Source organism: Moorena sp. SIOASIH, assembly GCF_010671925.1.
In the GTDB taxonomy this organism is placed as follows: Bacteria; Cyanobacteriota; Cyanobacteriia; order Cyanobacteriales; family Coleofasciculaceae; genus Moorena.
Genome location: NZ_JAAHIH010000015.1, coordinates 1 through 11,159 on the forward strand (window position 1 = coordinate 1; position 11,159 = coordinate 11,159).

4 protein-coding genes are annotated in these 11,159 nt (G+C 42.3%); all 4 read right to left on the minus strand.

Going from position 1 to position 11,159, the window contains the following annotated elements:
* Positions 1-3,653, minus strand: a 3,653-nt coding sequence (locus tag F6J90_RS43265) for an amino acid adenylation domain-containing protein (RefSeq protein WP_293109113.1), incomplete at its 3' end; no start/stop codon positions are given.
* Positions 3,650-8,311, minus strand: a complete 4,662-nt coding sequence (locus F6J90_RS43270; protein WP_293109115.1) for a non-ribosomal peptide synthetase — start codon at positions 8,309-8,311, stop codon at positions 3,650-3,652. The genes F6J90_RS43270 and F6J90_RS43265, both read right to left, overlap by 4 nt.
* Positions 8,308-10,131 carry a methyltransferase domain-containing protein gene (locus F6J90_RS43990; protein WP_366514015.1) on the minus strand — a complete coding sequence of 608 codons (1,824 nt, stop codon included), beginning with the start codon at positions 10,129-10,131 and terminating at the stop codon, positions 8,308-8,310. The genes F6J90_RS43270 and F6J90_RS43990 overlap by 4 nt, the downstream gene beginning before the upstream one ends.
* 9 nt (positions 10,132-10,140) lie before the next feature.
* The coding region (locus F6J90_RS43995) for an amino acid adenylation domain-containing protein (RefSeq protein WP_366514014.1) at positions 10,141-11,159 on the minus strand (1,019 nt) is incomplete at its 5' end.

Here is an 11,159-nt window from a genome sequence, read left to right on the forward strand (position 1 = left end):
GGTTTAATTATTTGTACTGGTGTGCCGTTGATTTCACTGAAAGTGGTTCTCAGGGTTTCATGGCGAGCGATGATTTGGTTGAGACTTTTTTGTAGGGCTACATAGTCTAGTTTACCTACTAGATGTAGAGTTAATGGCATATTGTAGGCGTTGCTACTCAAGGCCATTTTTTCTATAAACCATAGCCTTTGTTGTGCATAGGATAATGGTGGCGGGTTGCCGTCTTTCACTCTTGGTGTGATGGCTATTGTCTCCACACCCTCACTTGCTGCTAGATATTTCTCCAGTTTCTGAGCTAAACTAGCTAGCTCTGGCGTTTCAAAAAGAGTCTTGAGAGGGCACTCCACTGCAAATGCCTGTTGTATCCGAGACACAACCTGAGTTGCCATCAAAGAATGACCCCCCAAATCAAAGAAGTTGTCGTGTATTCCGACCTTTTCTATACCCAACACTTCTGCCCAAATTTCTGCTAAAACCTTCTGTGTCTCCGTCTGTGGAGCCATATACTCTGTTGACGCACTAATAGCTAAATCTGGTGCTGGTAAAGCCTTGCGGTCTACCTTGCCATTGGGAGTCAGAGGCAGTTGGCACAACAGTACAAACCTACTAGGTATCATATATTCTGGCAACTGCTGTTTCAGATAATGTTTCAGTTTATCTATTTGTTCTGTCTCTGATACTTCTAGAATTTCACTTTCTAGCACTAGATAAGCTACTAAACCTTTATTACCATAGTTATCTTCTCTTGCTAATACTACTGTTTCTTTGACTGTAGGATGTTGAGTTAGGGTAGCTTCTATTTCTCCGGTTTCAATACGATATCCTCTAATTTTTACCTGATGGTCAATTCGACCTATAAATTCGATGTTGCCATCTGGTAGATAACGTCCTAAGTCTCCAGTTTTATATAATCTTGTGGCTTGTGACTTGTCAAAGGGGTTGACTATGAATTTCTCGACTGTGAGTTCGGGGCGGTTGTGGTAGCCTGTTGCTAAACCATCTCCTCCAATATGAAGTTCTCCAGGCACTCCTATGGGCACTGGTTGTAAATTTGAGTCCAGGATGTATACCTGGGTGTTGGATATTGGCTTACCTATGGGCAGATTTGTTGCTCCTTCTGCTACTTTAGTCACCTTGTACCATGAAGAGAATGTAGTGTTTTCTGTCGGTCCATAGACATGAAGCAATCTTTCTGGTGCCCCTTTCTCAAGTACCTGTTTCACTGATTTCGGGTCTACTGCCTCTCCTCCAAATAACAAATGTTTCAAGGTACTGAATGCTTCTGGTATTGAGTAGGCTAACTGATTAAATAAAGCTGTTGTCAAAAACAGTGTAGTAATTTTTTCTTGTTTGATATAGTTGACAAACTCTTGAGGAGAAAGGAGTACAGATTTGGGAATTACTACTGCCACTGCTCCGTGTAATAAAGCTCCCCAAATTTCAAATGTGGCTGCATCAAAAGAGGTGTTGGAAACTTGAGCTACTCGGTCTGTTGGCTCCAATTGCACATAGTTGGTGTTGCTAAAAAGCCGAACTACTCCTTGATGAGGAATAGTTACTCCTTTTGGTTGACCCGTTGAACCTGAAGTATAGATAACGTAAGCTAACTGATTAGCTGTTACCTGATTTTCTGGCGTTTGCTGACTCTGTTGATTAATAATTTCGGAATCTGTATCCAAACAAATCACAGATGCTTTTGTGTCCGATAGATGATGTTGCCATTTTTCTTGAGTCAAGATGATGGATAGTTGTGCATCTTCTACCATGTAATGGAGACGCGAAGTTGGATAATTCGGGTCTAATGGCACATAAGCTCCTCCGGCTTTGAGTATGGCTAATAAACCTACTACCATCTCGACTGAGCGCTCTACACATATTCCCACTAGCATTTCTGGTTTGACTCCCAAGGTTTGCAAGTGGTGGGCTAGTTGATTAGCTTTGCTGTTTAATTGGGAGTAGGTGAGCAATTGTCCTTCAAATACTACTGCTACTGCATCTGGGGTTTTCTCTACCTGCTCCTCAAATAACTGATGGATACATTTGTCTGTGGGGTAATCTGTTTTGGTATTGTTCCACTCCACCAGTATTTGCTCTAGCTCTGCCCCTGTCATTAATGGCAACTGGCTCATAGGTCGCTGTGGAGTCTCTACTGCTGCTGAGAGCAAGTTTTGGTAATGTGACAGCATCCTGCTAATAGTTTCGGCCTCAAATAAATCTCTGTTATAGGCACAGAATCCTTTGATTTCTTCTCCTACTGGCCACAGATGTAACTCTAAGTCCATCCGCACTGTCATCTCAGCTCCTGCCCCTTCATACCAACCTACTTCTAAGTTAGGCAGGTTGAAGGATGGTTTTAATATTTCCTCCTGCTGAACCGCAAACGACACCTGAAATAAGGGGTTTTGGGATAGAGTCCGTTCTGGTTGCAATTCTTCTACTAATTTCTCAAAGGGTATGTCTTGGTGACCATAAGCTTCTAGGGCTGTTTGTTTAACTCGGTTTAATACTTCTGTGAAACTTGGGAACCCTCCCAGGTCTGTGTACATGACTAGGGAGTTGACAAAGAAACCTATCAACCCTTCTATTTCTCGGCGGTTGCGGTTGGCTATCGGTGTTCCTACTGCTATACTCTGTTGACCACTGTAACGAGACAGCAATACTTTGAATACTGCTAACAGGGTCATAAATAGGGTGGTTCCCTGCTTTTGGGTGAGTTGTTTAACTTTTGATGTTACTGCTGCTGGTATGTTGATCGGTATACCTGCTCCATTAAAAGTTTGAACTGGGGGTCGGGGATGGTCTGTGGGTAGTTGTAGTTGAGGTAAGTTTTGGAGCTTTTGCTTCCAGTAGTTGAGTTGACTTTCGAGAGTTTCACCTTGTAAGTAGTTCCTTTGCCAGACAGCAAAGTCAGCATATTGTATAGGTAGTTCTGGTAATGAGGGTGATTTGTCGAACAGTGTGGCAGTGTAAATAGCTGAGAGTTCTTTAGGTAATACTGTCAGTGACCAGCCATCACTAGCTATGTGATGTAATGTGATTTGCAGTATGTGTTCTGTTGTTCCTAGTTGAAACAACTGAGCCCGTATGGGAGGGTCTACTTCTAGATTGAATGAAAGTTCATTTTCTTGTTGGAATAGTTGTTGTAGTTTGGTGGTAGCTTCTGATGGTGTTAACCCACTTAGGTCTTTTCTGGGTAGTTCTAGTTCAAAAGAGGGTTTAATTATTTGTACTGGTGTGCCGTTGATTTCACTGAAAGTGGTTCTCAGGGTTTCATGGCGAGCGATGATTTGGTTGAGACTTTTTTGTAGGGCTACATAGTCTAGTTTACCTACTAGATGTAAGGTTAATGGCATATTGTAGGCGTTGCTACTCAAGGCCATTTTTTCTATAAACCATAGCCTTTGTTGGGCATAGGATAATGGTGGGGGGTTGCCGTTTCGCTCAATAGGCTTAATTAAGTTTTCCTTGAATTCTCTCTTTAAATTAGCTTGTTGTAAAAAAGTAATAATTTCCTGCTTACGATTGCTTAATTGAGTCTGTAGCTCTGATGTCAATACTCCCTCTGGAGCTTTACAACGCAAGCGTTCACCTTCAAGCCATAATTTGACATTTTGATTAGCCAGATTCTCTAAAAATTTTTTTACTGTTTTCATAGTTCGATTTCTTCTAATTTTTCTTGATTGTTAGAAATTGTTTCTAGTCGTTCTGCTAAAAAAGCATCGTCATCTATCGCATCAATGTCAGCGCCTAATTGTTTGATAGTAGGATTTTCAAATAGCTTACTTACAGATAACTCTACTGACAATCCTTGTCGCACACGAGAAACAACCTGAGTTGCCATCAAAGAATGACCTCCCAAATCAAAGAAGTTATCATGTATACCCACCTTTTCTATACCCAACACTTCTGCCCAAATTTCTGCTAATACCTTCTGTGTTTCCGTCTGTGGAGCTACATACTCCGTTGACACACTACTAGCCATATCCGGTACAGGCAAAGCCTTACGGTCTACCTTACCGTTAGGAGTCAGAGGCAGTTGCGACAACACCATCAACCCCGATGGCACCATATACTCTGGCAACCGCGACTGTAGATACTCTCTCAACTGCGGTATCAGTTCCTTTCTGAACTGGGAACTCAACGGATTATTCCCATAATTATTCCAGTTACTTGCTACCACCGATTTTTGAGTTAGGGGTGTTAACACTATCCCTTCTTTGGCTAACTCACTGCGCACAAATACCCCATCCATCAATTCCGGACCTCCCTGAGCAGACCAACACAACTCTAGAGAATACCCATTATCCGAACTCAGTTGATGTAGCCTCTCTGGGTCGATGCCATTGACTCGCTTCTCCTGTAAAAACTGCCTCAACTGCTGTACATTCTGTTTTGATTCTGGCTGTGATAGCCACTCTACCAACTCTACATCATTAGCTACTCTGCCATTGACTAAACCACTAAAGCAAATTGATTCTGGCCCAATGTCTCGCAGATAAGTTTCTATCTGTTGAGCACTCAGAGCCGCTCCACTTTCTACAGTCGGTGTTATTACTTTTCCTGGTTGTGCCTCTATATGCAACAGTACGCTATAGCGATATTTATTCAGTTCATTGTGTTCTGTTCCCCTCTGTAAACGTATTTGTACATGAGTTATTTCTGGATGTTTTTCTTTCAGAGCTACAAACAACTCTGGTGAGACTAACAACTCGGTCTCCTGCTCCATTTTTATGTCTATCTTTTCTTTGAGTTGTTGTCTCGACAGTGAGGGAGTTGCTTGATACAGTTGCACTGAACTGTGAAAGGCTTTCATTAATGGCCAACTCCGGATATCCCCTAAGAAAATCATCCCTCCTGGTTTGACTACCCTGATACTGTTTTCTATTACTTCCAACAGATATTCCACACTAGGGAAATACTGCACTATTGAACTCAGTAGGACTACATCGAAACTGTTATCTGCCACATCAGCCATGTCTTCAGCTCGTTTCTGTGCTAAGGATACATGACCATATTTGTCGGGTTCCTGTTCTATTTGTTGTTTGATGTATTCTAATGAGACATTGGAGATATCTGTTCCATAATATTTTTTTGTCTGGGGTGCGATTTGAAACAGGAGCATTCCTGTGCCACAACCTATTTCCCACACACTCTCTGGTTTCTGGGCTAATACTTGAGTTACTATATCTCCTGCCCAGATGCGCATTTGCTCTACTGGTATGGGCTGGTTGTCGTAGTTGCTAATCCATCCTCTCGTGTTGAATAGGGGGTCAGTTACTTCACTGAGTTGGTCGTAGATTTGTTGATTGAATATGTCTTGCCAACTATCTACTTGGGTTTCTGATAGTTCTCGGTTGGAGGTGGTTGTGGTTTGGGTTTCTGGTACTATGTATGCTACTAAACGTTTATCTCCTGGGTTGTCTTCTCTTGCTACTACTACCGTTTCTTTAACGATGGGATATGAATTGAGAACTACTTCTATTTCTCCGGTTTCGATACGATATCCCCGGATTTTTACTTGATGGTCTATGCGACCTATAAATTCTATGTTGCCATCCCCTAAGTACCGAGCCAAATCCCCCGTCTTATATAATTTTGAGTCTTCAAAAGGGCTAGGAATAAATTTTTCGGCTGTGAGTTCGGGGCGGTTGTGGTAGCCTGTTGCTAAACCATCTCCTCCAATATGAAGTTCTCCAGGCACTCCTATGGGCACTGGTTGTAAATTTGAGTCCAGGATGTATACCTGGGTGTTGGATATTGGCTTGCCTATGGGTACTGATTTTTCTAGATTACTATCAGCTTTGACTGGGAAACAGCAGGTGAATGTGGTGTTTTCTGTTGGCCCGTAACCGTTGATTAGTTGACATCCTGGGAGTTTTTCTACTACTTTATGCACATGGGTTACTGATAATACGTCTCCTCCTGCTAATAGTTGCTTTAATGATTTTAAGTTTTCTAGTTGCTCTTCTACCATCAGTTGGAATAATCCTGCTGTCAGCCATAGGGTCGTGACTTGGTTTTCCCTAATTGCTGCTCCTATTTCTGCTAGGGAGGGTTGATGGGGTGGCATTACTGCTAGGGTTCCTCCGTTAAGCAGACTGCCCCAAATTTCAAGTGTAGCTGCATCAAAGGATATGGGTGCTAATTGTAGGAATATGTCTTCTTCTGTGAGCTTAATATAGTTGGTATTTTTTACCAGTCGCACTACTCCTTGATGTCTGATGTTCACTCCCTTGGGTAGACCTGTTGAACCGGAGGTATACATCATGTATGCCTGATGCTCTGATGTTATTGATACTGTTAGGTTTTCTGAACTTGCTGTATTTGGTAGGTCTGGCTCCAAACATATTACTTGAGCTGCCGTTTGAGGTAGATAATGTTGCCATTGTTCTTGACTCAAGATGATGGATAGTTGTGCATCTTCTACCATGTACTTGAGACGGGAAATTGGATAATTCGGGTCTAATGGCACATAAGCTCCTCCGGCTTTGAGTATGGCTAATAAACCTACTACCATCTCGACTGAACGCTCTACACATATTCCCACTAGGGTTTCTGGAACTACTCCCAATTTTTGCAAATAATGGGCGAGTTGATTAGCTTTGCTATTTAATTGGGAATAGGTCAGCTTTTGCTCCTCAAATACTACTGCTACTGCATCTGGTGTTTTTTCGACCTGCTCTTCAAATAACTGATGGATACATTTGTCATTTGGGTAATCTGTTTTGGTGTTGTTCCACTCCACCAGTATCTGGTCTAGCTCTGGCTCTGTCATTAATGGCAACTGGCTAATAGGTCGCTCTGGATTCTCTACTGCTGCTAATAGTAAGTTTTTATAATGTGACAAAATCCTGCTAATAGTTTCGGCCTCAAACAAGTCTCTGTTATAGGCACAGAATCCTTTGATTTCTTCTCCTACTGGCCACAGATGGAATTCTAAGTCCATCCGCACTGTCATTTCGGCTCCAGTTCCTTCATACCAACCTACTTCTAAGTTAGGCAGGTTGAAGGATGGTTTTAAGATTTCCGACTGCTGCACCGCAAACATCACCTGAAATAAGGGGTTTTGCGATAGTGCCCGTTCTGGCTGCAACTCTTCCACCAATTTCTCAAAGGGTATGTCTTGGTGACCATAAGCTTCTAAAGCTGTTTGTTTAACTCGGTTTAATACTTCTGTGAAACTTGGGAACCCTCCCAGGTCTGTGTACATGACTAGGGAGTTGACAAAGAAACCTATCAACCCTTCTATTTCACTGCGGTTGCGGTTAGCTATCGGTGTTCCTACTGCTATACTTTCTTGACCACTGTAACGAGACAGCAATACTTTGAATACTGCTAACAGGGTCATAAATAGGGTGGTTCCCTGCTTTTGGGTGAGTTGTTTAACTTTTGATGTTACTGCTGCTGGTATGTTTATGGGTATACCTGCTCCATTAAAAGTTTCTACTGCGGGTCGGGGATGGTCTGTGGGTAGCTGTAGTTGAGGTAAATCTTGGAGCTTTTGCTTCCAGTAACTTAGTTGGGTTTCGAGGGTTTTACCTTGTAAGTAGTTCCTTTGCCAAACTGCAAAGTCGGCATATTGTATGGGTAGCTCTGGTAATGGGGATGGTTTCTCGAACAGTGTGGCAGTGTAAATAGCCGAAAGTTCTTTAGGTAATACTGTCAGTGACCAGCCATCGGAAGCGATGTGATGTAATGTAATTTGCAGGATGTGTTCTGTTGTTCCTAGTTGAAACAGCCCTGCCCGTATGGGGGGGTCTACTTCTAGATTGAATGAAAGTTCATTTTCTTGTTGGAGTAGTTGTTGGAGTTTGGTGGTAGCTTCTGATGGTGTTAACCCACTTAGGTCTTTTTTGGGTAGTTCTAATTCAAAGGGGGGTTGAATTATTTGTACTGGTGTGCCGTTGATTTCACTGAAGGTGGTTCTGAGGGTTTCATGGCGAGCGATGATTTGGTTGAGACTTTTTTGTAGGGCTACATAATCTAGTTTTCCTACTAGATGTAGAGTTAATGGCATATTGTAGGCGTTGCTACTCAAGGCCATTTTTTCTATAAACCATAGCCTTTGTTGTGCATAGGATAACGGGATTACCTGCTCCCTAGAAATTGATTGAATGGAACTAGCTACAGATTTCTTAGTTATTTGTACTTCTCGAAGAAACTCTAAAATTTCTGTCTTGCGCTCCACTAGATTCCGTTTTAGCTCTGCTGTCATTACTCCCTTGGGAGCATAACATTCCAGTTGCTCTTCCTCTATCCAAAGTTTAACACCCAGATTTTGCAGGTAAGAAATAAAATTAACTGTTTTCATAACACAAATCTCTCATATTCTTCTGTTTCTGAAATTAACGTAGTCTTATCTTGGGGTAGCTGACGCAGCACTTCAATATTTTTAGCTATGCCAGCAATAGTTGGTGACTCAAATAAACCCTGTAAAGTCAGTTCATTCCCAAAAGCCTGTTGCACCCGAGAAACAACCTGAGTTGCCATCAAAGAATGACCACCTAAATCAAAGAAGTTATCATGTATTCCCACCTTTTCTATTCCCAACACTTCTGCCCAAATCTCTGCTAATGCCTTCTGTGTCTGTGTCTGTGGAGCTACATACTCCGTTGACACACTACTAGCCATATCCGTTACAGGCAAAGCTTTACGGTCTACTTTGCCATTGGGAGTCAGAGGCAGTTGCGACAACACCATCAACCCCGATGGCACCATATACTCTGGCAACCGCGACTGTAGATACTCTCTCAACTCTGGTATCAGTTCCTTTCTGAACTGGGAACTCAAGGGATTATTCCCATAATTATGCCAATTACTTGCTACCACCGATTTTTGAGTTAGTGGTGTTAACACTATCCCTTCTTTGGCTAACTCACTGCGCACAAATACCCCATCCATCAATTCCGGACCTCCCTGAGCAGACCAACACAACTCTAGAGAATACCCATTATCCGAACTCAGTTGATGTAGCCTCTCTGGGTCGATGCCATTGACTCGCTTCTCCTGTAAAAACTGCCTCAACTGCTGTACATTCTGTTTTGATTCTGGCTGTGATAGCCACTCTACCAACTCTACATCATTAGCTACTCTGCCATTGACTAAACCACTAAAGCAAATTGATTCTGGCCCAATGTCTCGCAGATAAGTTTCTATCTGTTGAACACTCAGAGCCCCTCCACTTTCTACAGTCGGTGTTATTACTGTTCCTGGTTGTGCCTCTATATGCAACAGTACGCTATAGCGATATTTATTCAGTTCATTGTGTTCTGTTCCCCTCTGTAAACGGATTTGTACATGAGTTATTTCTGGATGTTTTTCTTGGAGAGCTACAAACAACTCTGGTGAGACTAACAACTCTCTCTCCTGCTCCATTTTTATATCTATCTTTTCTTTGAGTTGTTGTCGTGACAGTGAGGGAGTTGCTTGATAGAGTTGCACTGAACTGTGAAAGGCTTTCATTAATGGTAAACACCGGACATCTCCCAGGAGAATGATTCCTCCTGGTTTGACTATCTGAATTGCCTCAGATATTGCTTGTAACAAATACTCTACATTCGGAAAATATTGAATTACCGAGTTGAGAATCACCACATCGAAGTTTTGAGCTGATAGGTCACCGATCTCATCTGCTCTTTTCTGTGCTAGATTGACCTGAGCATATTTCTCTGGTTCTTGGAGTATTTGTTGTTGGATATACTCTAGGGAAATCCTAGATATATCTATGCCATAATAGGCTTGTGTGTGGGGGGCGATTTGAAATAGTAGCAACCCGGTTCCACAACCTATTTCACATACTTTTTTCGGTTTATGTGCTAATACTTGAGCTACAATATCCCCTGCCCAGATTCGCATTTGCCTTTCTGGTAAGGATTGGTTGTCGTAACTGCTACTCCAACCTGAGATGTTGAATAATGGGTCGGTTACTTCACTCTTCTGTTCATCAATTTGTTGATTAAATAGGTTTTGCCAACTGTTGATTTGAGTGTTTGATAGTTCTGGGTTTGATGTGATATTGCTTTCAACTAATGGTACTATATATGCTACTAGACCTTGAGCACCTGAGTTATCTTCCTTGGCTACTACTACTGTTTGTTTGACACTGGGATGTTGAGTTAAGGTTGCTTCTATTTCTCCAGTTTATATCCGGTATCCTCGCACTTTGACTTGGTGGTCTATCCGCCCGATAAATTCTATATTCCCATCACCTAGATAACGGCCTAAATCACCCGTTTTATATAATAATTTTGACTTTTGACTTCCCTTAAGGAGGGGGGTAAGGGGGGGGTTGACTTTTGAGTTGTCAAAGGGGTTCGGGATAAATCTCTGATTTGTTAAATCCTCTCGGTTGAGATACCCACGAGCTAAACCAACACTACCTATATAAATTTCACCAGGTACTCCTATGGGTACTGGTTGTAAATTCTTGTCTAGGATGTAGATTTGAGTATTGCTGATCGGCCTACCTATGGGTGGTACAGAACACTCTGGTGAGCATTCGGCCATGGTGGCACATACTGTTGATTCTGTTGGTCCGTAGGCGTTCACAAATTGTCGCCCCACAGACCAGTAGGATATTAGCTCTGGTGGGCAAGCTTCTCCTGCTACTACTATGGTCTTTAAATCAGGTAATTCCTCTTTTGGCATCACTGCCAGAGCTGAGGGGGGTATGGTGATATGGGTGATTTTGTTCGACTGCAACCACTGACTTAAACCAGTTCCAGGCATTAAAGTATCTCGACTGCCTATGTACAAACTGGCTCCTGAACCTAAAGCCATGACTATTTCCGAGATGGAGGCATCGAAACTTAATGATGCGAACTGAACGACTCTGCTGTTGGAGTTGACTTGAAACCCTTGCATTTGAACTGTAGCCAGATTACATAGTCCCTTGTGTTCTACCAATACTCCTTTCGGTTTACCTGTGGAACCTGATGTATAAATTACATAAGCTAAATTTTGGGGACTGACTTCACTCTCTACTTTTTCTGGTGTTTCAGTTGCTATTTTTTCCCAATCTCTATCTAGAAAAACTACTTGGGCTTGATGTTGGGGGAGTTGAGCTAATAATTGTTCTTGAGTTAGTAACACTGACACTTGGGAGTCAGCGAACATATATTCTAGGCGTTCTTGGGGATAGGCCGGGTCTAATGGCACAT

Excerpts from the sequence above, each read along its gene's own strand:
- F6J90_RS43270 (WP_293109115.1), bottom strand. The coding sequence starts at position 8,311 with ATGAAAACAGTTAATTTTATTTCTTACCTGCAAAATCTGGGTGTTAAA.